Origin of the sequence: Halomonas sp. BC1 (assembly GCF_002078135.1) — a bacterium.
GTDB lineage: Bacteria > Pseudomonadota > Gammaproteobacteria > Pseudomonadales > Halomonadaceae > Vreelandella > Vreelandella stevensii.
Window position 1 is genome coordinate 533567 of the sequence record NZ_LFGS01000004.1, and the last position, 22662, is coordinate 556228.

Here is a 22662-nt window from a genome sequence, read left to right on the forward strand (position 1 = left end):
CTGTGGCATGCGCGTCAGGGCGATGACACGCCGCTACAGCGCGCGCCGCGGCAGGCCGAGCTCTACCGCCTGTTGCGCCAGCACCCCCACGGGCTGGCAGGGCGGGCCATCAGTGCCCACGGGTTCACCCGTGAACAGCTCCAGGCGCTGCAAAAAAAGGGTCTGGCCGAACCCCAGGAGATCACCCTGACGGCGGGGCAGCCCGTCTCCGGCAGCTTGCTGGCAACGCCGTCATTACCCCTCAACCGTGAGCAGGCCACGGCCCTGGCGGCGCTGCACGAAAAGCTGGACGGCTACCACCCATGCCTGCTGGAAGGCGTGACCGGCAGCGGCAAGACCGAAGTCTACCTGCAGTTGATCGAGGCGCTGGCCGCCAAGGGCAAGCAATCGCTGGTGCTGGTACCCGAAATCGGCCTGACGCCGCAAACCCTGGCGCGCTTCAAGAGCCGCTTCCGGGTGCCCGTGGTGGCCCTGCATTCGGGCCTCACCGACCCGGAGCGCCTGGACGTCTGGGAAGCCGCCGCCAGCGGGCGCGCCATGGTCATCATCGGCACCCGCTCGGCCATTTTCACACCGCTGGCCAAGCCTGGTGCGATCATCGTCGACGAGGAGCACGACGGCTCTTACAAGCAGCATGACGGGCTTCGTTACCACGCCCGGGATCTCGCCGTGGCCCGGGCACACCACCACCAGATCCCACTGCTGCTGGGTAGCGCCACCCCTTCGCTGGAAAGCCTTCAGCAAGCGCTCTCGGGCGTCTATCGGCACCTGCGCCTGACCCAGCGCCCCAGCCGCCACCCGCCCGCCAAGCTGGAACTCCTGGACATGCGCCATCAGCGTCGCCAGGGAGGCCTTCTGCCCGGGGCGCTGCAAGCCATCCGCCAGACGCTGAAAGCTGGCAAGCAGGCGCTGGTCTTCATCAACCGGCGCGGCTTTGCCCCCAGCCTGGCGTGCCACAACTGTGGCTGGCTGGCCGAGTGCCATCAGTGCGATGCCCGCATGACGCTGCACAGGCAGCCCCCTCTGTTGGCCTGCCACCACTGCGACAGCCGACGCGCCCTGCCCGATGCCTGCCCCGAGTGCGGCAGCGGCGACCTGCGCGCACTGGGGAGCGGCACCGAACGTACCGAAGAGACCCTGCAGGGGCTCTTTCCTGACACCGTCGTACACCGTATCGACCGCGACAGCACCCGCAAGAAGGAGAGCTTCGAGCAGGTGCTCAAGGAGATCCATCGCGGCGAGCCCTGCCTGCTGGTGGGCACGCAAATGCTGGCCAAGGGACACCACTTGCCCCACGTCACCCTGGTCGTGGTGGTCAATGCCGATGGCGGCCTTTATGCCGCCGACTTCCGCGCGCTGGAGCATAGCGCCCAGCTGCTGGAGCAGGTGGCTGGCCGAGCCGGGCGGGCCGCTCATCCAGGCCGCGTGCTGGTGCAGACCCTGCACCCCGACGACGCCCATCTGGGCCAGCTGGCCGAACATGGCTATGGCGCCCTGGCCCGCAACCTTCTGGAGGAGCGGCGCTTGGCACAGCTTCCCCCGTTTTGTTTCATGGCGCTACTGCGCGTCGAGAGCCCCCAGGAGCCTGCTGCCATGGCGCTGGCTCAGCAGGCTGCACAGGCCTTGCGCCAGTGGCTCACGGATGCCAACCTGCCGGTACGCTGCCTGGGGCCAGTGCCAGCCCCCATGGAGCGCCGCCAGAATCGCTACCACCTGCATGTCATGATCACGGCCCAGAAACGCAGCCACCGACACACGGCGGCCCACTGGCTGGTACAGTGGCTGGAAGCTCATCGCGATGCGCGCAAGGTGCGCTGGTCCGTGGACATCGACCCGCAAACACTGGCCTAGCCATGACCACGCCCGCGACGCCCAGCCTGCCCCGGCCTGGAATACGGCTTTGAAACTGCGCGCCAATTGCCGATAATGGCCGCTTTGACGCTGCACCATTTGGGCGCTTGCACACGCCGCCACCGAAGACACCCGGATATTGACATGAAAGACACGATTATTGCTTTGCTCGAAGGCGCCGTTGATGCGCTCAAGCACCAAGGCGTGCTGCCCAACGATGTACAGCCGGTCATCAAGGTCGACCCCACCAAGGACAAAGCCCACGGCGACTACGCCACCAACCTGGCCCTGATGCTGGCCAAACCCGCCAGCATGAAGCCCCGAGAGCTGGCCGACGCCCTGGTAGCCGCCCTGCCCGCCAGCGACGCCATTCAGAAAACCGACATCGCAGGCCCCGGCTTCATCAACTTCTTTGCCGCCGCCGATGCCGCCGCCCAGATCGTTGCCCAGGTACTGGATAGCGGCGACGCCTTTGGTCGCAGCCTGATCGGCAAGGGTGAAAAAGTGCAGGTGGAGTTCGTCTCGGCCAACCCCACGGGCCCGCTGCACGTGGGCCATGGCCGCGGCGCGGCGATTGGCGACTGCCTCTGCCGCCTGCTGGAAGCCAGCGGCTATGACGTCACTCGGGAGTTCTACTACAACGACGCGGGCGCGCAAATCAACAACCTCGCGCTCTCCGTGCAGGCCCGTGCCAAGGGGCTGGGCCCCGAGGATGAGAGCTGGCCTGCCGATGGCTATCGCGGTGAATACATCGTCGATGTGGCCACCGATTACATGGCTGGCAAGACGGTCACCGCCGACGACCGCAAGGTGACGGCCAAGGCCGATGCCGACGACCTGGGAGCCATTCAGGCGTTCGCCGTGGCCTGGCTGCGCCGCGAACAGGATCTGGACCTCAAAGCCTTCGGCGTCGAATTCGACGTCTACTTCCTCGAATCCTCCCTCTACGAGGACGGCAAGGTCGAGGCCACTGTCGAGACGCTGGTCGCCAACGGCCACACCTACGAGCAGGATGGCGCGCTGTGGCTGCGCACCACCGCTTTCGGCGACGACAAGGACCGCGTCATGCGCAAGCGTGAAGGCGGCTACACCTACTTCCTGCCCGACGTGGCCTACCACCTGAACAAGTGGCAGCGCGGCTTCAAGACCGTGATCAACGAACAGGGCGCCGATCACCACTCTACCGTTACCCGCGTACGTGCAGGCTTGCAGGCACTCGGCGTGGGCATTCCGCAGGGCTGGCCCGACTATGTGCTGCACCAGATGGTCATGGTGACCCGCTCGGGCGTGGAAGTGAAACTGTCCAAGCGCGCAGGCAGCTACGTCACCATACGCGACCTGATCGACGAAGTCGGCCGTGACGCCACCCGCTTCTTCCTGGCCGCGCGCCGCGCCGACTCGCAGTTGACCTTCGATATCGACCTGGCGCGCTCCCAGTCCAACGACAACCCGGTGTACTACATCCAGTATGCCCATGCTCGGGTATGCAGCATGCTGCGCAAGGCCGAAGAGGCAGGCCAGCCCTTCGACCACGGCGTGGCAATGGCCAACCTGGCGCTGCTGGACAGCGATCAGGAAAAAGCCGTGCTCAACCGCCTGGCCCGCTACCCGGAAGTGGTCGAACATGCGACCCGCAACCGCGAGCCCCAGCAGGTGGCCCAGTATCTGCTGGATCTGGCGGGCGACTTCCACACCTGCTACAACGCCGTCAAGGTCATGGTCGAAGACGACACGCTGCGCAACACCCGCCTGGCGCTCGGCCTGGCCACACGTCAGGTGCTGCGCAACGGGCTGGATCTGATGGGGGTCAGTGCCCCAGAGGAGATGTAATTCATGGCCAGCCCGCGTAACAAGCCGTCCCGTCGAGGCGCCACCTCGCAGCGTAAATCTGCTCGCCGCTCCGGCGACGGGTGGCGTATTCCCGGCTGGCTGTGGGGGGTGGCCGGGGTGGCCGCCGGCTTCTTCCTGGCGCAGCATCAGCACGGCACCGCCCCGTGGCAGGAGCAGAGCAGCACGCCCCAGGCCACGGTGCTGCCCAAGCCCTCCAGCGATGAGCGCGGAGACGCCCAGGGCACTGGGCAGGCAGCCTCGGCCGAGCCTGCCATGCCCACCTTCGAGTTCTACACGCTGCTCCCCGAAACCGAGGTCATCGCTCCGGGAGGCGCCATTCCGGCCAATATCACTCGGCCTGAGATCGCCGAAGCCGCCACAGAGGCTGCCAGCAACGCGGCAGCCGCGGACGACGCCTCGCCGGGCAGCACCGGCAGCAGCGCCAACGACCCGATTGCTCAGGTCATTGCCGCCAACACGCGACCCAACGAGCAGGCCGCCGTGGCGGCTACCCAGCCGCCTGCCGCTAGCAGCACTAGCACCAGCAGTAGTGCCAGCACGCCGAACCGCTACATGCTGCAAGCCGCTTCGTTTCGCGACCTCAGCGACGCCGAGCAGCTGCGCGGCCGGCTGCGCAACCTGAGTTTGCTGGCACAAATCAGCGAAGTGCAGGCCAATGGCGACACCTGGCACCGCGTGCAGGTAGGCCCTTACGAGGATACCCGGGAGCTGAACCGCGCCCAGGACCTGATGAGCACTCAAGGGATCGAACCCCTGCTGATACAGCTGCAGAACTGAGCTATCCCCTGACCGCGCCTGAAGGCGCGGTTTTATCACCTGGCTTTCTCGAGCGGGCGGTTGATTTTTCATCAGCCGCCCGCATTTTGTTGGGAATCGCTTTTTTTTACGGCCACCCAGGGTGGCCGATCAGTCATCGGGAGCGCGTCTCCCCCAAGGAGTTATCTCCATGACCACCATTGTCTCCGTTCGCCGCGGTAACCAGGTCGCTCTTGCTGGCGACGGCCAAGTATCACTGGGCAACACCGTGATGAAAGGCAACGCCAGCAAGGTTCGCCGCCTCTATCGCGGCAAGGTACTGGCCGGTTTTGCCGGCGGCACTGCGGATGCCTTTACCCTGTTCGAACGTTTCGAAGCTCAGCTGGAGAAGTATCAGGGCCATCTCACCAAGGCGGCCGTGGAGCTTGCCAAGGATTGGCGCACCGACCGCGCCCTGCGCCGTCTGGAAGCACTGCTGGCCGTAGCCGACCACAGCGCCTCGCTGATCATCACCGGTAACGGTGACGTGGTCGAACCCGAACGCGGCATCATCGCCATCGGCTCGGGGGGCAACTTTGCCCAGGCCAGCGCCCGCGCGCTGCTCGAAAACACCGATCTCTCCGCCCGTGAAATCACCGAAAAATCCCTGCAAATCGCGGGTGACATCTGCGTATTCACTAACCACCACGTCACGCTCGAAGAGCTGAACATCGACGACCGTTGAGGCCCCTTTATGACTCAGATGACACCCCGTGAAATCGTCCATGCGCTGGACCAGTACATCATCGGCCAGCAGGATGCCAAACGCGCCGTTGCCATTGCGCTGCGCAACCGTTGGCGGCGCATGCAGCTCGACGATGATCTGCGCCCGGAAGTCACCCCCAAGAATATTCTGATGATTGGCCCCACCGGCGTGGGTAAAACCGAAATCGCCCGCCGCCTGGCCAAATTGGCCCGTGCGCCCTTCATCAAGGTCGAAGCCACCAAGTTCACGGAAGTGGGCTACGTGGGTCGCGACGTGGAATCGATCATCCGCGACCTGATGGAAGCCGCCATCAAGATGGTGCGCGAGCACGCCAAGGAAGAAGTCGGCCACCGCGCAGAAGATGCCGCCGAAGACCGCGTTCTCGATGCGCTGCTGCCGCCGCCCCGCGGCCAGGAAGAGCAGCCCCGGGACGATAACAGCACGCGCCAGCTGTTCCGCAAGAAACTGCGCGAAGGCCAGCTGGACGACAAGGAAATCGACATCGAAATCACCGCCCAGAGCCAGGGCATCGACATCATGACGCCGCCGGGCATGGAGGAGATGACCAGCCAGCTGCAGAGCCTGTTCTCCAACATGGGCCAGCAAAAGCGTGAAAAGCGTCGCGTTACCGTCAAGGAAGCCTTGGTGCTGCTGCGTGACGAGGAAGCGGGCAAGCTGGTCAACGAAGAGGAGATCAAGGCCCGCGCCGTCGAGGCCGTCGAGCAGCACGGCATCGTCTTCCTGGACGAGATCGACAAGGTGGCCAAGGGCAGTGGCCAGTCCAGCGGTGGTGAAGTATCACGCGAGGGCGTGCAGCGCGACCTGCTGCCACTGATCGAAGGCTCCACGGTGTCGACCAAATATGGCATGGTGAAGACTGACCATATCCTGTTCATCGCCTCCGGTGCTTTCCACCTGGCGCGGCCTTCCGACCTGATCCCCGAGCTGCAGGGCCGCTTGCCCATTCGCGTGGAGCTGGATGCCCTTACTCCCGGCGACTTCAAGCGCATTCTCACCGAGCCTTCCGCCTCGCTGACCAAGCAGTATCAGGCGCTGCTGGGCACCGAAGGGCTGGACGTGGAGTTCACTCCCGACGGCATCGAGCGCATCGCGGAGATCTCCTGGCAGGTCAACGAAGGCACCGAAAACATCGGTGCGCGCCGCCTGCACACGGTCATGGAGCGGCTACTGGAAGAGGCCTCTTTCAAAGGCGGCGATATGGATAGCCCGCTGGTGATCGATGCAGATTACGTCAACGCGCAGCTGGGAGAACTGGCGGTAGACGAAGATCTCTCCCGCTATATTCTGTAACGTCTGCCGCACCCCGACACCTGGCTACCCCGGCCAGGTGTCACTCGTGCCTGAACGACGTCACGCCAACCATGAGTGCCCCGACCATGAACGCCTCCAACACCCACACGTCTACCCACACGCCCTCTACCCCCGATGCCCCGGTCCCCACCCGAGTGCACTACCACAAGCAGGCCCGCGAGCTGGAACTCGGCTACGCCTCGGGCGACACCTACCGGCTGCCCGTGGAGCTGCTGCGCGTCTACTCCCCCTCTGCCGAAGTGCGTGGACACGGTGGCGACACGGCGGTCCTGCAAGTGGGCAAGAAGGACGTCGGCCTGCAGAACATCACCCAAGCGGGTAACTACGCCCTCAAGCTGCACTTCGACGATGGTCACGACAGCGGCCTCTACAGCTGGAACTACCTGCACGACCTAGCGACGCATCAACACGCCTACTGGAACAACTACCTCGAGCGGCTGGAAGCAGCAGGCGCCTCCCGCGAGCCTGCGGGCATTCAATTCAAGCAGCTGTGACGCCGCGCCCCAGGTGAAGCGCAGACAAAGCAGGCTCGAGAAGGCTACAATGTTGCCAATCAATGATTGCGATGACCTTATGGTCGACTACTACCGCCTCGAACTCGGGAGCTGAAGCCCCATGAGCCCCACGGAAAAACGCACCACCCATTTTGGCTACCAGGAAGTCCCGGTCGACGAAAAAGCCTCACGCGTCGCCGATGTCTTCCACTCGGTCGCCGCTCGCTACGACGTCATGAACGACCTGATGTCCATGGGCATCCACCGTGTGTGGAAGCGCCTCACCATCGAGCGTGCTGGCGTTCGTCCCGGCCATCATGTGCTGGACATCGCTGGCGGCACGGGGGACCTGACCCTCAAGTTCTCGCGTCTGGTCGGCCCCCGCGGCAAGGTCGTCCTGGCCGACATCAACGCCTCCATGCTCAAGGTAGGCCGCGACAAGCTGATGGACAACGGCGTCGGTGGCAACGTCGAGTACGTCCAGGCCAATGCCGAGTGTCTGCCCTTCCCGGACAACAGTTTCGACTGCATCACCATCGCCTTTGGCCTGCGCAACGTGACCGACAAGGACGCCGCGCTGCGCTCCATGGCACGGGTACTCAAGCCCGGCGGCCGCCTGCTGGTGCTGGAGTTTTCCAAACCCAACAACCCACTGCTCTCCAGGGCCTACGATGAGTACTCGTTCCGGCTGTTGCCCAAAATGGGTGAACTGGTCGCCGGCGACGGCGAAAGCTACCGCTATCTGGCCGAATCGATCCGCATGCACCCCGACCAGGAAACCCTGAAGGGCATGATGGAAACCGCCGGGCTCGATCGAGTGGAGTACACCAACCTGACCGGCGGCATCGTCGCCCTGCACCGCGGCATCAAGCTATGACGCCTCGCACGCTGACCCACCGGACGATGAGGCCCGCATGCTAGTCACCCCGACCCTGCTGCTGGCCGGTTGTGAACGTACGCTGAACGCACTGCTTGCCCGTGACCCTGCTGCCCCTGGGCGGCTGGCCGCGCTGGCGGGCAGCCGCCTGCTGGTGCGTCTGGAAAAGCCACAGCTGGCGCTGCTGCTTTGCTATCACAATGCCGGACTGGACCTGCAGCACGGCGACGACGTCGATGAAAGCAACGTGGATGCGGTGGTCGAACTGACCCCGGAAACCCTCTCAGAGTGGCTCAGCGGTGCCTCCGTGGAGCGGCTGATGTTCGAGGGCAAGCTGGCCATTCGAGGCCAAGTGCACTTGCTGGAGGCCACCCGAGAGCTGCTGCTGGACCTGGAGATCGACTGGGAAGGCGAGCTGGCGCACTGGCTGGGTGACATGCCCGCCCATTCGCTGGCCGAAGGGCTACGCCGAGCCGCGCGCTGGGGGCTGCGCGCCAAGGACGAGCTACTGCAGGATGTGTCGGAGTATGTCTTCGAAGAGGCACGCCTGCTGCCGGGCCGTCAGCAGCGCGACGTGCTGCGCGATCACCTCACCGAGCTGGAAATCGCCACCGACCGCCTGGATGCCAGACTGCAGCGCTTGAATCGGCGCCTTACCCAGCTGACCAAGGCCAGCGCGCCCGAGGAGCCGAGCGAATGAGCCTGCGGCTATTCAAGATTCTCTGGGTAGTCACGCGGCACCGTTTGGACACGCTCGTACCTGCCGAGCGCATGCCACTCTGGCTGCGGCTGCTGACCCGTTTTTCGCCCCTCCAACTGGTGCCGGTGGGCAAGCGCAGCCGCGGCGAGCGGCTGCGGCTGGCGTTGGAGGCACTGGGCCCGATCTTCATCAAATTCGGCCAAATGCTCTCGACCCGCCGCGACCTGCTGCCGGAAGACATTGCCGACGAGCTGAAACGTCTGCAGGATCAGGTGCCGCCCTTTGCTGGCGAGCTGGCAGCGGCCCGAGTGGAGAAAGAGCTGGGCATGACCCTGGTGGAGGCCTTTGCGGCCTTCGACCGCGTGCCCCTCGCCTCGGCCTCCATCGCCCAGGTGCACGCCGCCACCCTGCACGGTGGCGAAGAGGTCGTGGTCAAGATCATTCGCCCCGGCATCGACCGAATCATGCGCCAGGACATGGGGCTGATGTACCAGGTAGCGAAGCTGCTGGCCAAAGTGCCCGAAGCCAGACGCCTGCGCCCGGTAGAAGTCATTCGCGACTATGAAGCCACCCTGTTCGACGAGCTGGACCTCTACAAGGAGGCGGCCAACACCTCTCAGCTCAAACGTAATTTCAAGGACTCGCCGCTCCTCTTCGTGCCCACCATCTACTGGCCCTACACCCGGCGCCACGTGATGGTGCAGGAGCGCATTCGCGGCGTACCGGTGGCCGACCTGGAGACCTTGCGGGCCCGCGGCACCAATCTGAAAAAGCTCGCCGAGCGCGGCGTGGAACTATTCTTCACCCAGGTATTCCGGGACAACTTCTTCCACGCGGACATGCATCCCGGCAATATCTTCGTCAACTGTGACGACCCGGACGACCCCCAGTACATCGCCATCGACTGCGGTATCGTGGGCAGCCTCACCCGGGAAGACCAGGATTATCTGGCGCGCAACCTGCTGGCTTTTTTCCATCAGGACTATTACGAGGTCGCTTCCCTGCACATCGAGTCGGGATGGGTGGGCGAGAACACCCGTGCCAACGAATTTGCCGCAGCCATTCGTACCGTGTGCGAACCGATTCTGGAAAAGCCTCTGAAGGATATTTCCTTTGGGCAGGTGCTGCTGGGGCTGTTTCAAACGGCGCGACGCTTCAACATGGAAGTTCAGCCGCAGCTGGTGCTGCTGCAGAAAACCCTGCTTAACATCGAAGGGCTGGGGCGTCAGCTCTACCCGGAGCTGGACCTATGGAGCACCGCCAAGCCCTACCTGGAAAAGTGGATGAGAGAGCGTGCCGGTATCGGCGGGCTCTGGGCATCGCTCAAGCGCCAGGCGCCGGAGCTTTCGCATCAATTGCCAGAGCTGCCGGCGCTGGCACATCAGGCGCTCAGCCGCATGGAACATGAACACCGCCAGCGGCATCAGCAGGTCACCGCGCTCAGCCAGATGCGCCACCAGTTGAAACAACAGGGCAAACGCCAGCATCGGCTGCGCATCGGTTTGGCACTCGTGGCCATCGCGCTTGCCTGGCAGCCGCTGAGCAGTTGGGCCGCCACCCAGGATTGGCCGATTCTGGCAGCTGCCGGGGTCGGGTTGCTGCTGCTGATCTGGCAGTGAGCCTTTCCAGTGCGTGCCGGATGACACTCTATTGCGATGAATAACGAGAACACCATGACAGATGCCAACCAAGCCCCCGTACTGGACACCCTGGCCGACGTTTTGAAACAGCGTCGCCATGCCCAACCAGAAGAATCTTATGTTGCCTCCTTGCATCATAAGGGTTTGAACAAGATACTCGAGAAAGTGGGCGAAGAGGCCACCGAAACGCTGCTGGCCGCCAAGGATGCCGAGCACGGCGATGAGCAGGCCCGTCAAGCGTTGATCGCCGAAACGGCCGACCTGTGGTTTCATAGCCTGGTCATGCTGTCGCATCTGGACCTGGACCATCAGCCCGTGCTGGACGAGCTTGCGCGACGGTTTGGAATCTCTGGTCACGACGAAAAAGCGTCCCGATCACAACGTTAACCCTGCATCCATGAGGAAACGCATATGTTAGGTGGTATCAGTATTTGGCAGCTGCTGATTGTTCTGGGCATCATCATCCTGATTTTCGGCACCAAAAAACTGCGTAACGTGGGCACCGACCTGGGCGGCGCGGTCAAGGGCTTCAAGAAAGCCATGCACGAGGAAGAGAAGGACGGCGACAAGCCCTCTGACCAGCCTCAGGCCAAGGTCGCCCACGAAGAGAACGGCAACACCTACGACGTTCAAGCTGAGCAGAAGCCAGCGGCAGACGTTCACTCTGGCGACCGCAACGAAGAGCGCAAATAACCCATGCTGGATATCGGCTTTCTTGAACTCATGCTCATCGGCGTCGTGGCACTGCTGGTGCTGGGCCCGGAACGCCTGCCCAAGGCGGCGCGCACGGCGGGTCTATGGATCGGCAAGATCAAGCGCACGGTATCCGGCATGCAGCGTGAAATCAGTGCCCAACTGGAAGCCGAAGAGCTGCGGCAAAAGCTGAATGAGCAGCAGAAAAAGCTCGATGACAGCCTGAAAAAAGCCAAGCAGGATGTCGAGAGCATTGCTGACGCCCCTTCAGCCGTGCCTGCCCAGCCTTCCGCCCAGGCAGACACCGAACAGCGGGTGGCCAGGGCCAGCGCACGACTGGATGACGCTTTGCAGACCGTGCGTGAAGACCTGCCGAGCGACACCGATACGGCCGATCAAAAGGATAGACCCCACTCATGAGCATGTCTGGCAACTCCCAGCCACCGCACAACGACCAGGGCCAGGCGCCTCTCATCGAGCATCTGATCGAGCTGCGCTCGCGCTTGATGAAGGCGGTCGTGGTGATCCTGGTGATTTTCCTGGGGCTCTATGCTTTTGCCAACGATATCTACACCTTCGTGGCCGAGCCGCTGATGGCACTGCTGCCCGAAGGTTCCCAGATGATTGCCACCGAGGTCGCCTCGCCCTTCCTGGCACCTTTCAAGCTGACACTGGTAGTGGCGGTCTTCATTGCCATTCCTTTCGTGCTGCACCAGGCCTGGGCCTTCGTGGCGCCGGGGCTTTACGATAACGAGAAAGCGCTGGCCATTCCGATTCTCGTTTCCAGCGTGGCGCTGTTTTATGCTGGGGCAGCGTTTGCCTATTACGTGGTGTTTCCGCTGCTGTTCGAGTTTTTTACCCAAACGGGGCCGGAAAATGTCGCGGTGATGACCGACATCAACCAGTACCTGAACTTCGTGCTCAAGCTGTTCTTTGCATTTGGCGTGGCCTTTGAAATACCCATCGCCACGTTCCTGCTGATTCTCTCCGGCGCGACGACCGTGGAAAGCCTGTCGAAGAAGCGCCCGTATATCATACTGGGCTGCTTTGTCGTCGGTATGCTGCTGACGCCGCCCGATGTGATTTCTCAAAGCCTGCTGGCGATTCCCATGTACTTGTTGTACGAAGTGGGGTTGCTGTTTGGCCGTCTGGTGCGCAAGCCAAAAACCACCGAGGAAGAGCAGACCGACTAGCGCTCCTGTATGCTCAAGGCCATTAAAAAGCCTCTGTCATCCCACGATGACAGAGGCTTTTTCCCTACGGGCTTGCCAGCCAGCCTAGCCCATCATTTCATCGATACGCTCCACTAGTTTGAAGATGCCCGTGGCAGCTTCACTGATGCGCGTTGCCAGCATATAGGCAGGCGTGGTGACCACGCGATGCTCGAGATCCACGACGATCTCTTCTACGCCGCAGCTACGGTGCAGCCCGCCCATGGCACTGATCGCCCCAGATACGCCCGGATCATGACCTACCGTGACGGCGATGCCATCCCCCAACAGCCGGGGCACCATGACCGGGGAAATGCACATCAAGCCAATCGGCTTGGCGTCTTTCTTGAATCCTGCCAGCGCCTCCTTGACGCTTTCCAGCACCTGCATCTCGTCGCCTTGCATGGCAAAGTCGGACAGGTTCTTGGCAACGCCAAAGCCGCCAGGCACGATCACCGCATCGAAGTCATCGGACACCAGCTCGGTGATCGGACTGATCTCGCCACGCGCCAGACGGGCCGACTCCTGTAGCACATTGCGTCGCTCACCCTCCACCGGCGTCTGATCCAGGTGGTTGATGACATGGTGCTGCTCTACATCGGGTGCAAAGCAGCGATACCCGATGCCCAACTGATCCAGACGCAGCAGTGTCAGGGTCGTTTCGTAGATTTCCGAACCGTCGAACACGCCACAGCCAGCTAATACCACCGCTACCTGCTTGGTCATACCTCTCTCCTTGTCGAAGCCATGCGAATGGCTGAGTGACTCACTTTAGTCAGTCTGCCCTGCGGCCACAAGGCGGCTTTCGCTGCATGGCATGACTGATATACTCAACCCACGCCCAGAGAGTTGACCGCGCTGTTGGCCAATGCTCGTGGGGCACCCTTTTCGAGACTGCCTGGAGAGAGCCGTTGAACACCTCAAGCCCGCGCCACTTCCCCGCCACCCGAATGCGCCGCATGCGCCGGGACGACTTCTCACGCCGCTTGATGCAGGAGTCGACCCTGACGCCCAACGACCTGATTCTGCCGGTGTTCGTGCTGGAAGGCGAAAATCAGCGTGAAGCGGTGGCCTCCATGCCCGGCGTGGAGCGTCTGTCGATCGACCTGCTGATCGAGCAAGCCAAGGAGGCCCATGCCCTGGGCATACCGGCCCTGGCACTGTTTCCGGTGATCGGCGCCGAGCAAAAAAGCGAGCTGGCCGAAGAAGCCTACAATGCCAGTGGCCTGGTACAGCGCACCGTGCGTGCCCTCAAGGAAGCCGTGCCAGAGCTTGGCATCATCACCGATGTGGCGCTGGACCCGTACACCAGCCACGGTCAGGACGGCATTCTCGATGCCCAGGGCTACGTGCAAAACGACCGTACGGTGGACACGCTGCTCAAGCAGGCTCTTTCTCATGCGGAAGCCGGCGCCGACGTCGTGGCCCCCTCCGACATGATGGATGGCCGGATTGGTGCGATTCGCCAGGTACTGGAGCAGGAGCAGCTGCACAACGTGCGCATCATGGCGTACAGCGCCAAGTACGCGTCGAACTACTACGGCCCCTTCCGGGATGCCGTCGGCTCCGCCGCCAACCTGGGCAAGGCCGACAAACGCACCTATCAGATGGACCCCGCCAACAGCGACGAAGCACTGCACGAAGTGGCGCTGGACATCGCCGAAGGTGCCGACATGGTGATGGTCAAGCCAGGCATGCCTTACCTTGACGTAGTGCAGCGTGTCAAAAGCGAGCTGCAGGTGCCAACCTTCGCCTATCAGGTGAGCGGTGAGTACGCCATGCACCGCGCGGCCTTCGACAACGGCTGGCTGGCCGCAGAGCCGGTGATTCTCGAATCGCTGATGTGCTTCAAGCGGGCGGGGGCCGACGGCATATTGACCTACTTCGCGTTGGAAGCGGCGCGTCTGCTGCAGCGCTGATGCCACCAGGATGACAAATCGGTGACACCTGTTTGTCATCTTGCCCCTGCATACTTAACGCAATTCGCGTTATAACAAGCAGCACAGGCAAGCGCCATTACCGCAGGGGGCCAGCATGGAAGACAACTCAGCCGATTCCACCACCGATGTCAGCAGTACCGTGCCCGGTAACGAGACTTTCGTGAGCGACAGTACCGAGGCACTGCCTTTACGGGTCAACCGTACACCGACGGGAGTACAGGCCCGTGAAGTGCTTCCGGAAGCCGACCTGGATGACCCACAGCTCTACTTCAACCGCGAGCTTTCGCACCTGCAGTTCAATATTCGCGTGCTGGAGCAGGCGCTGGACGATGCGCATCCGCTGCTGAACCGTCTCATGTTCCTGCTGATCTTCTCGTCCAACATGGACGAGTTTTTCGAAATCAGGGTCGCGGGGCTCAAGCACCAAATGGCGCTGGGCGATGACACCACCGCCGCCGATGGTCGCTTACCCAAGGCCGTGCTGGGGGAGATTTCCACCATTGCCCACCAGCAAATCGCCCGCCAATACGCGATCCTCAATGACACCCTGCTGCCTGCCCTGGAAGCCCAGGGGCTACGTTTTCGCCGCCGCGATCAATGGACCGAGGCGCAGAAGGCCTGGGCGCGGGAATTTTTCGATAACGAGATCATGCCGGTCATCAGCCCCATCGGCCTGGACCCCTCTCATCCGTTCCCTCGGCTGGTCAATAAAAGCCTCAACTTCATCGTCGAGCTCGATGGTAAAGACGCCTTTGGCCGTGCTGGCGGCATGGCGATTCTGCCCGCCCCACGCTCGCTGCCACGGCTGATGGCCTTGCCCAGAGAGCTGTGTGCAGAGGGCTACACCGAGTATGTCTTTTTGTCTTCGCTCATACATGCCCATGCCGAAGAGCTGTTCCCCGGCATGCGCGTGCGCGGCTGCTATCAGTTCCGCCTGACCCGCAATGCGGACATGACCGTCGACCCGGAAGAGGTCTCAGACCTGGCATCGGCGTTACGCGGCGAGCTGCTAGCACGGCGCTATGGCAGCGGCGTACGCCTGGAGGTCGCCGATAACTGCCCGGATGAGCTCATCAACTTCCTGCTACGCCAGTTCGAGCTGGACAACGACGATCTATACCGCGTACAGGGGCCAGTGAACCTGACCCGCATGATGGCCGTGCTGGGCGACGTGGACCGCCCCGAGCTGCTCTATCGCCCGTTTACCCCCAGCGTGCCCAAGGGCTTGAAGGGCGGCAGCCTGTTCAGCGCCATTGCCAACAACGACATTCTGCTGCACCACCCCTTCCAGGCCTTCTCCCCCATCGAAGACCTGCTGCGCGAAGCCGCACGCGATCCAGACGTTCTGGCCATCAAGCAGACGCTCTACCGTACCGGTGCCGACTCCTCCATCGTCAGCGCGCTGGTGGATGCCGCCAGCCAGGGCAAGGAGGTCACCGTGGTCATCGAGCTACGGGCACGCTTCGACGAAGCAGACAACCTGCAGCTTGCCTCGCGCCTACAGGAAGCCGGGGCCATCGTCATCTACGGCATCATGGCCTACAAGACCCACGCCAAGATGCTGCATATCGTCCGCCGTGAGCGGGGTGAGCTGCGTCACTATGCACATCTGGGCACCGGCAACTACCACGCCAGGACCGCCAAGCTGTATACCGACTACAGCCTGCTGACTGCCAACAAGGCGCTGTGTGCCGACGTGCACAAGGTCTTCCAGCAGCTCTCGGGCATGGGCCGCGCGCGTAAGATCGATACGCTGCTGCACGCGCCGTTCACGCTGCACGAGCGGCTGGTGGAAATGATCGATCGGGAAGCCCAGATCGCCCGCAAGGGCAAACGTGGCCATATCATCATCAAGTGCAACTCGCTGACCGAGCCCAAGCTGATCAAGGCGCTTTACCGAGCCTCTCAGGCGGGCGTGGAGTGCGACCTGATCATTCGCGGCATGTGCTGCCTGAAACCCGGCGTGCCGGGCGTATCAGACAACATTCGCGTACGCTCGATCATTGGCCGCTTTCTGGAACATACCCGAGTCTTTCACTTCCATAACGACGGCAAACCGGAAACCTGGTGCTCCAGCGCCGACTTCATGTCGCGCAACATGTTCCACCGCGTGGAAACCTGCTTCCCGCTGCTGGACAAGAAGCTCGCCACCCGGGTGCGCAAGGACCTGGAGACCTACCTGGTCGATAACTGCCAAAGCTGGCTACTGCAGAGCGATGGCAGCTACCAGCTCCAGGACCCAGGCCACGGCGATGCCATCAGCGCCCAGGAAACGCTGCTCTACGCTTACGCCACGAAGAGCTGAGGCCGCCGCCCTGGCCTGGTAGCCGGGGCAGCTCAGGCACACTTCCCTCTCACGTGTGTTGCTGGCGCAGCTGGCGGGCAGCTTTCACCATATTGGCCAGGGCCGGCTCCACATCGGCCCACTCACGGGTTTTCAGCCCGCAGTCAGGATTGACCCATAGCCGTTCAGCGGGAATCTTTTCCAACGCCTTCTCCATGAGCGTTGCCATCCAGCTCACCTCGGGAGTGTTGGGCGTGTGAATGTCGTATACCCCAGGCCCAATTTCATTAGGGTAAGCAAAGTCCTGAAAAGCATCCAGCAGCTGCATGTCCGAGCGCGATGTCTCGATGGTGATCACGTCCGCGTCCAGGGCCGCAATGGCACCGATGATATCGTTGAACTCCGAGTAACACATATGGGTGTGAATCTGGGTACTGTCGGCAACCCCCGCCGCACTGAGCTGAAAGCTCTCGACGGCCCAGTCCAGGTAGGTCTGCCACTCACTCTGGCGCAGCGGCAAGCCTTCACGCAGGGCGGGCTCGTCAATCTGGATCACCCGAATTCCCGCGCTTTCCAGGTCACGAACTTCATCACGCAGTGCCAGGGCTATCTGGCGACAGGTGAGGGCTCGGGGCTGGTCATCACGCACGAAGGACCATTGAAGAATCGTCACCGGGCCGGTCAACATGCCCTTCATCGGTTTTTGCGTCAGCGACTGGGCGTACTCACTCCAACGCACCGTCATGGGCGCGGGGCGGGCTACATCACCATAGATGATCGGCGGTTTGACGCAGCGTGAACCGTAGCTTTGTACCCAGCCAAATCGGGTAAAGGCAAAGCCGTCCAGCTGTTCACCGAAGTATTCCACCATGTCGTTACGTTCGGCTTCGCCATGTACCAATACATCCAGCCCCAGAGCATCCTGGCGTGCGATGACATAGGCAATTTCCTGCGCCATTCTCGCGTCGTAATCGGCCTGTCCAAGCTCACCGGCTCTGAATGCTCGTCGTGCTTCACGAATCTCGCTGGTTTGCGGGAAGGAGCCAATGGTAGTGGTGGGAAACAGTGGGAGCGCCAGCGCACGCCGCTGTTCCAGCGCGCGTTGGGGGTAAGCTGACCGTCGCTGGCTATCTGCTGGTGTGATGCCTGCGAGGCGCGTGCTTACCTCGAGCTGGTGGATACGCCGCGACTCACGCCGCGTGTCCAGCGCACGTGTGGCCTCGTTCAAGCGCTGCTCATCGGCAGGCGTGGCGCGGTTGTCGATCAGACGCGCCAGGCTGACCACCTCGTCCAATTTCTGACGAGCGAAGGCCAGCCATGATCGCAGCTCCGGGTCCAGGCTATCTTCCTGGGCCAAATCCACGGGCACATGGAGCAGCGAGCAGCTGGGCGCCAGCCAGAGCCGCCGGCCGAGACGCACCTTGATGGGCAGCAGGCGTTCACGCAAGGCGGCCAAATCGGCCCGCCAGACATTGCGGCCATCGACCAAACCGAGCGAAAGAATCTGGTGCGGACTCAAACGGTCGATAACACTTTCGACCTGCTCTGGAGCACGCACAGCATCAATATGCAGCCCAGCGACCGGCAGTCGAGTGGTCAAGGCAAGGTTATCGCCCAGGGCGCCAAAATAGGTCGCCAGCAACAGTTTAGACGGTGCCGCCTGAAGGCGATGATAAGCGCGTTCATACGCCTGCTGCCAGGCCACGGGCAAGTCCTGCACCAGAGCAGGCTCATCGAGCTGCACCCACTCCACGCCCTGGGTCGCCAAGCGCGCCAGGATATCGCTGTAGACATCCAGCACGCTATCCAACAGCGTGAGTCGATCAAAACGGCTGCCCTTGGTCTTGCCAAGCCACAACCAGGTCAGAGGCCCTACCAGTGTGACCTTGGGGGTGAACCCTGCCTGCAGCGCTTCATCGACCTCATCGAACAGCCGCTCCGAGGCCAGTGTGAAGCGTTGGCCCTGGTGAAGTTCGGGCACCAGGTAGTGATAGTTGGTATCGAAATACTTGGTCATCTCGCAAGCGGCAGCGGGTTTTCCGTCAGGTGCTCGCCCGCGAGCCATGCGAAACATGGTATCCAGGTCTACCCTGCCGTCTCTGACTTCATCGGCAGCATCAAAGCGCTCGGGTACCGCCCCCAACATGACCGAAACATTCAACACCTGGTCGTAAAAGGCGAAGTCACCGACGCTGACCATGTCCAGCCCAGCCGCCTGCTGAATTTGCCAATGATGGAGCCGTAGCGCCTGAGCGGTGCTCTCCAAAGCTTCTCGGTCGGCCTCACCGCGCCAGTAAGCCTCGGTGATTTTCTTCAGCTCACGTCGTGCACCAATGCGGGGGTAGCCGAGTATATGAGACACTGTCATGATGAATCCTTCCCATGCGAATGATGTCACTCAGTTTGCTCACCGCACAAAAGTGAATCAAACTAAAGATTCTAATATAAAACATGAAAATTACTCACCATGATTGAGCTACGCCATTTGCGCACGCTACTGGCGCTGAGGGAAACGGGGTCGCTGGTGGAAGCCGCCGAGCGCGTGCACCTCACCCAGTCAGCGCTTTCCCACCAGTTGAAAGACCTGGAAGGCCGTATCGATAGCGCGCTGTTCGTGCGCAAGACGCGCCCCGTGGAATTTACCCGCGCCGGTTTGCGCCTGTTGGCGCTGGCCGATGATATTTTGCCCGAAGTACGCAAGGCCGAGCGAGACCTGGCGCGCTTGGCAGGCACCGAGCAGGGGCGCCTGCACATGGCCATCGAATGCCACAGCTGCTTTCAGTGGCTGATGCCCACCGTGGACTATTTTCGTGACCATTGGCCAGAGGTGGAAATCGACATCCCCAGCGGCCACCATTTCGACCCGCTACCTGCCCTGGCACGCGAGCAGCTGGACCTGGTCATCACCGCCGACCCACAGCCACTGGAAGGGGTCCACTACGAGCCGCTGTTTCGCTACGAGGGGTTGTTGGCCGTAGCCCGCCAGCATCGCCTGGCGGGCAGTGCCTATGTTCTGCCCGCCGAGCTGGCCGAAGAGACGTTGATCACCTACCCAGTGGAGCAGTCACGACTGGACGTCTTCACCCAATTCCTGACGCCCGCTAATGTGCGCCCCAAGGAGATTCGTACGGCCGAATTGACCATCATGATGATGCAGCTGGTGGCCAGCGGCCGTGGGGTTTGCGCGCTGCCCAACTGGGCCTTGACCGAGTATCTGGAGCGCCACTACGTCAGTGCCGTCAAGCTGGGCGAACAGGGCATCTGGAGCACGCTGTACGCGGCCATTCGTGAAGAGACCATGGAGGCGCCGTGGATGCAGGACTTTTTACGCACGGCTCAGGAGACCTCCTTTGCGGTACTCTCCGGGATCAGGCCGGCGAATCGCGACGAGGAATCAGCAGGGTAAAGCGGGCGCCGCCCAGCGCTGGGCTGCTGTCCACGGTGACGCTGCCGCCATGACCACTCATGATTTTCTGCACGATGGACAACCCGAGGCCATACCCGCCCGAGCTGCGGGCGCGGCTATCGTCCAGCCGGGCAAACGGCTTGAAGATATCGGCCCGGGCTTCCAGCGGTATGCCCGGCCCATCGTCTTCCACGTCGATGCGCACGAGGTGGGGCTCATCCCAGAGCCGAATGATCACCTGTGTTTTGCTGTAACGACAGGCATTGCCGACCAGATTCTGTAGCGCCCGTTGAAGATAGCGAGGCTCGGCCAGCAGTTCGATGTCTGGGCCAGGGTCGAGCTCAAGCGTAAGGCCTGCGTGCAGCGGGGCCAGGGTATCGATGACCCGGTTGGCCATGGCACGGCAGTCGACCAGACTCATTTCAAGCTCGCCACCGTGCAGGGTGTCTCCCCCCAACCGGGCATAGGTCAGAATCTCATCGACCAGTTCGTCCAGCTCGGTAATATCGGCATCGATGCCCTGTAGCTGCCTCTGAATGGCCGGCTGGTCGGTCATGTCTTCCACCATCTGCACGGCAAAGCGGATACGCGCCACCGGGGTGCGCAGCTCATGGGAGACCGCGCGGATCATCTCCTGCTGGCCACGGAGCAAGCTCTGTACCTGATTGGCCATACCGTTGAAAGCCATGCCGACACGGCCGAGAAAATCACCGCTTTCCACTTTTACACGGGTTTCCAGGCGGCCACTGGCGATGCGGGTTGCCGCCAGCTCCAGTCGCGCCATGCGTGATTCGATACTGCGCATGATCAGATAAACGATCAGACTGAGCACGGCCATCAGGCCAACCAGTAAAGGAAGATGCAAGTTGAGCGGCAGCGTGTCGCCCCGGGTCACCGGTCCTGCCTGTAGCCACTGGGGAGCGTCGCCCGGCGGGACGGGGAGCTGGTAGACCAGCGTGATGGCGAGCTTGTCGGACATCAGTCGGGTAATGACACCCCCGAGCGTCATCTGAAAGCGCTGTTCGGCAGTCAGGTCTTCTGGTGGTGCGCTCAGCAGCGTCAATGGCCAGCTGCCAGGGCGCAAGTGGCTGAGGGTATCGGCCCGTTCCTGAGGCGGCATGCTGGCCAGCCATTCGCCCAACGCCACCAGGCTACCCTGCCATTGGCGCTCCCCCCAAGCCGCAAAATTCGCTTCCAGCAGCCATACCTCATGCTGGCGAGGAGAATCCGGCAAACGTTGGCGCAGTTGCCAGGGGGATTCCTCCACCAGCACACGACCCCGCTCGATGCGGGATCGTTCGAAATAGCCCAGCGGGGTATCGGCCATGCGACGCAGCGCTAGCTGCATGCCCAGGCGCTCGGAGAGCTCGCCCAATAGCGCTTCCCGCTCCTCCTCAGCCACGCTGGCCAGTCGCTGAGTCATCATCGACATAGGCAGTGCAGCCAGCTGCTCTCGGTAATCCTCGCGACGCACCTGCTCGATGAACGAGCGCCCCCCCAGGGCAATCAGAAACACCGCGCATAGCGCCAACCCGAGCAGCAGGTAGAAGCGTAAAAACGAGCCGTGACTCAGCACTCGCCGCATTGGGCGACCTCTCCTGGTTAGCTGTCCTTGACGAACAGATAGCCCTTGCTACGCACCGTCTTGATGCGGTGAGGCTGATTGGGGTCATCGCCAATCTTGGGGCGAATACGGGAGACCCGCACATCGATCGAGCGATCCTGGCCATCGTACTTGATGCCGCGCAAATCGCTGAAGATCTCTTCCCGCGTCAACACCCGCCCCGCATTGCGGGCAAGCAACCATAAAAGGTCGAACTCGGCGCTGGTCAAGTCGATGCGATCACCTGCCAACCAGGCCTCGCGGGTGGCGTTGTCGATTTCCAGATTCTCGAACTTCAGGCGCATTTCACCGTCGGGAGCAGGGCCGTCGGCACGCCGCAACAGAGCACGCATACGGGCCAACAGCACCCTGGGCTGTACCGGCTTCGGTACGTAGTCATCGGCGCCCATCTCCAGCCCCAGCACCTGATCCAGGTCGTCGGTGCGCGCGGTGAGCATCATGATCGGCCCGGCGAAATTGGGCCGCACACGGCGGCAGATGGCCAGGCCATCCTCACCGGGCAGCATGAGATCCAGAATCACCAGATCCGGCTGCAGCGTCAGGATACGATCTACCCCCTTGGCACCATCCGCTTCGATCGTCACTTGAAAGCCGTTGGCTTCCAGGTAGTCACGGGTGAGCTCCGCCAAGCGCTGATCATCTTCAATAATCAGCACATGATCCTGGTCGGGGTAGTCGGGCGTTACCGCCTCCTGCGATCCAAGTGCTTGAAATTGCTGTTCCAAGTGATCCACCATCCTTTTCCTTCACTCCGCTTAGGCAGTTTGTGTTGTCACCCGCACATCCCCTCTGCAACCGCAGGTTGTGAGCGCTTTCAGGATACCCTAAAACTGCGGTAACGCCTGCCCCTTGATCAACGTTCAGCACCCATCTCCCTGACGTTTCCGTGGGTGGCTTGATTCTTCCACCATCAAGCGCTAATGTGAATGCGCAACTGTCGACAATGTGGCAGGAGGATATCGCCATGGAAAATGGCAAGGCAAAAAGTGTGATCAAGCGTGTTTATGTACCCACCCAGGTGCGCGATCTGCCCAACGGTGAGAAGTTGAAAATCCCGGGGCATTACAAGGCCCCACCCAGCGATAGTAACAGCTGACTCGAGCGCGTCCATCGCACTGATCGCAAAAAGGCAGGCCCATAGGGCCTGCCTTTTTTAATATCTGCCTGTTCAACAGTGTTAGCCGTTGGTTACGCTACCCTTTGGGCCCCAACAAAAACCAGGCAATCAAGCCCACCAGCGGGAACATCAACAGCACGT

Annotated in this window: 21 protein-coding genes; 17 read left to right on the top strand and 4 right to left on the bottom strand. The window is 62.1% G+C overall.

What is annotated here, in order from left to right:
- The 13 genes from B7L72_RS04045 to tatC form a co-directional block, all read left to right on the top strand.
- On the top strand, positions 1-1851 hold a 1851-nt coding region (locus B7L72_RS04045), incomplete at its 5' end, for a primosomal protein N' (RefSeq protein ID WP_081192688.1).
- A 144-nt stretch (positions 1852-1995) separates the two neighbouring features.
- Positions 1996-3681, top strand: coding sequence for an arginine--tRNA ligase (gene argS / locus B7L72_RS04050; protein WP_081192690.1), 1686 nt, complete (start codon positions 1996-1998; stop codon positions 3679-3681).
- 3 nt (positions 3682-3684) lie between these two features.
- Positions 3685-4479, top strand: coding sequence for an SPOR domain-containing protein (locus tag B7L72_RS04055; RefSeq protein WP_081192692.1), 795 nt, complete (start codon positions 3685-3687; stop codon positions 4477-4479).
- Between the two features lie 169 nt (positions 4480-4648).
- A complete protein-coding gene (gene hslV / locus B7L72_RS04060) occupies positions 4649-5182 on the top strand; it encodes an ATP-dependent protease subunit HslV (RefSeq protein ID WP_039181652.1) in 534 nt (177 codons plus the stop codon).
- A gap of 9 nt (positions 5183-5191) precedes the next feature.
- The gene (gene hslU, locus B7L72_RS04065; RefSeq protein WP_081192694.1) at positions 5192-6514 is read left to right on the top strand and encodes an ATP-dependent protease ATPase subunit HslU; all 1323 of its coding nucleotides are present in this window, start codon (positions 5192-5194) and stop codon (positions 6512-6514) included.
- A gap of 86 nt (positions 6515-6600) precedes the next feature.
- Entirely contained in the window at positions 6601-7029 is a 429-nt protein-coding gene (locus B7L72_RS04070; RefSeq protein WP_016916133.1) for a gamma-butyrobetaine hydroxylase-like domain-containing protein, read from the top strand.
- A 121-nt stretch (positions 7030-7150) separates the two neighbouring features.
- Entirely contained in the window at positions 7151-7906 is a 756-nt protein-coding gene (gene ubiE / locus B7L72_RS04075; protein ID WP_016916132.1) for a bifunctional demethylmenaquinone methyltransferase/2-methoxy-6-polyprenyl-1,4-benzoquinol methylase UbiE, read from the top strand.
- A 37-nt stretch (positions 7907-7943) separates the two neighbouring features.
- Positions 7944-8606, top strand: a complete 663-nt coding sequence (locus B7L72_RS04080; protein WP_081192696.1) for a ubiquinone biosynthesis accessory factor UbiJ — start codon at positions 7944-7946, stop codon at positions 8604-8606.
- Positions 8603-10225, top strand: a complete 1623-nt coding sequence (ubiB, locus tag B7L72_RS04085; RefSeq protein WP_081192698.1) for a ubiquinone biosynthesis regulatory protein kinase UbiB — start codon at positions 8603-8605, stop codon at positions 10223-10225. Before B7L72_RS04080 ends, ubiB begins: the two co-directional genes overlap by 4 nt.
- Before the next feature lie 54 nt (positions 10226-10279).
- A complete protein-coding gene (locus B7L72_RS04090; RefSeq protein ID WP_081192700.1) occupies positions 10280-10633 on the top strand; it encodes a phosphoribosyl-ATP diphosphatase in 354 nt (117 codons plus the stop codon).
- 24 nt (positions 10634-10657) lie between these two features.
- Positions 10658-10939 carry a Sec-independent protein translocase subunit TatA gene (tatA, locus tag B7L72_RS04095; RefSeq protein WP_039181664.1) on the top strand — a complete coding sequence of 94 codons (282 nt, stop codon included), beginning with the start codon at positions 10658-10660 and terminating at the stop codon, positions 10937-10939.
- 3 nt (positions 10940-10942) lie between these two features.
- Entirely contained in the window at positions 10943-11359 is a 417-nt protein-coding gene (gene tatB / locus B7L72_RS04100; RefSeq protein WP_081192701.1) for a Sec-independent protein translocase protein TatB, read from the top strand.
- Positions 11356-12132, top strand: a complete 777-nt coding sequence (gene tatC, locus B7L72_RS04105; protein WP_081192702.1) for a twin-arginine translocase subunit TatC — start codon at positions 11356-11358, stop codon at positions 12130-12132. The genes tatB and tatC overlap by 4 nt, the downstream gene beginning before the upstream one ends.
- 84 nt (positions 12133-12216) lie before the next feature.
- Here tatC and elbB read toward each other — a convergent pair whose 3' ends face one another.
- Positions 12217-12876, bottom strand: coding sequence for an isoprenoid biosynthesis glyoxalase ElbB (elbB, locus tag B7L72_RS04110; RefSeq protein WP_081192703.1), 660 nt, complete (start codon positions 12874-12876; stop codon positions 12217-12219).
- A 185-nt stretch (positions 12877-13061) separates the two neighbouring features.
- Between elbB and hemB the strand changes: the two genes are divergently transcribed.
- Both hemB and ppk1 read left to right on the top strand, forming a co-directional pair.
- The gene (gene hemB / locus B7L72_RS04115) at positions 13062-14069 is read left to right on the top strand and encodes a porphobilinogen synthase (RefSeq protein ID WP_081192705.1); all 1008 of its coding nucleotides are present in this window, start codon (positions 13062-13064) and stop codon (positions 14067-14069) included.
- 115 nt (positions 14070-14184) lie between these two features.
- Positions 14185-16395 carry a polyphosphate kinase 1 gene (ppk1, locus tag B7L72_RS04120; protein WP_081192707.1) on the top strand — a complete coding sequence of 737 codons (2211 nt, stop codon included), beginning with the start codon at positions 14185-14187 and terminating at the stop codon, positions 16393-16395.
- 49 nt (positions 16396-16444) lie between these two features.
- Here the strand turns inward: ppk1 and metE are convergent, their stop codons facing one another.
- A complete protein-coding gene (gene metE, locus B7L72_RS04125) occupies positions 16445-18742 on the bottom strand; it encodes a 5-methyltetrahydropteroyltriglutamate--homocysteine S-methyltransferase (protein WP_081192709.1) in 2298 nt (765 codons plus the stop codon).
- A gap of 99 nt (positions 18743-18841) precedes the next feature.
- On the opposite strand from metE, the gene B7L72_RS04130 reads away from it, so the two are divergent.
- Positions 18842-19780, top strand: a complete 939-nt coding sequence (locus B7L72_RS04130; protein WP_081192711.1) for a LysR family transcriptional regulator — start codon at positions 18842-18844, stop codon at positions 19778-19780.
- On the opposite strand, the gene B7L72_RS04135 is transcribed toward B7L72_RS04130, so the two are convergent.
- A complete protein-coding gene (locus tag B7L72_RS04135) occupies positions 19743-21365 on the bottom strand; it encodes an ATP-binding protein (protein ID WP_081192713.1) in 1623 nt (540 codons plus the stop codon). The two genes, B7L72_RS04130 and B7L72_RS04135, sit on opposite strands and share 38 nt — an antisense overlap.
- Before the next feature lie 17 nt (positions 21366-21382).
- Positions 21383-22141 carry a winged helix-turn-helix domain-containing protein gene (locus B7L72_RS04140; protein WP_016916119.1) on the bottom strand — a complete coding sequence of 253 codons (759 nt, stop codon included), beginning with the start codon at positions 22139-22141 and terminating at the stop codon, positions 21383-21385.
- Positions 22142-22368: 227 nt separating this feature from the next.
- Between B7L72_RS04140 and B7L72_RS18865 the strand changes: the two genes are divergently transcribed.
- The gene (locus B7L72_RS18865; protein ID WP_016916118.1) at positions 22369-22500 is read left to right on the top strand and encodes a hypothetical protein; all 132 of its coding nucleotides are present in this window, start codon (positions 22369-22371) and stop codon (positions 22498-22500) included.
- The last annotated feature ends 162 nt before the right edge of the window (positions 22501-22662 follow it).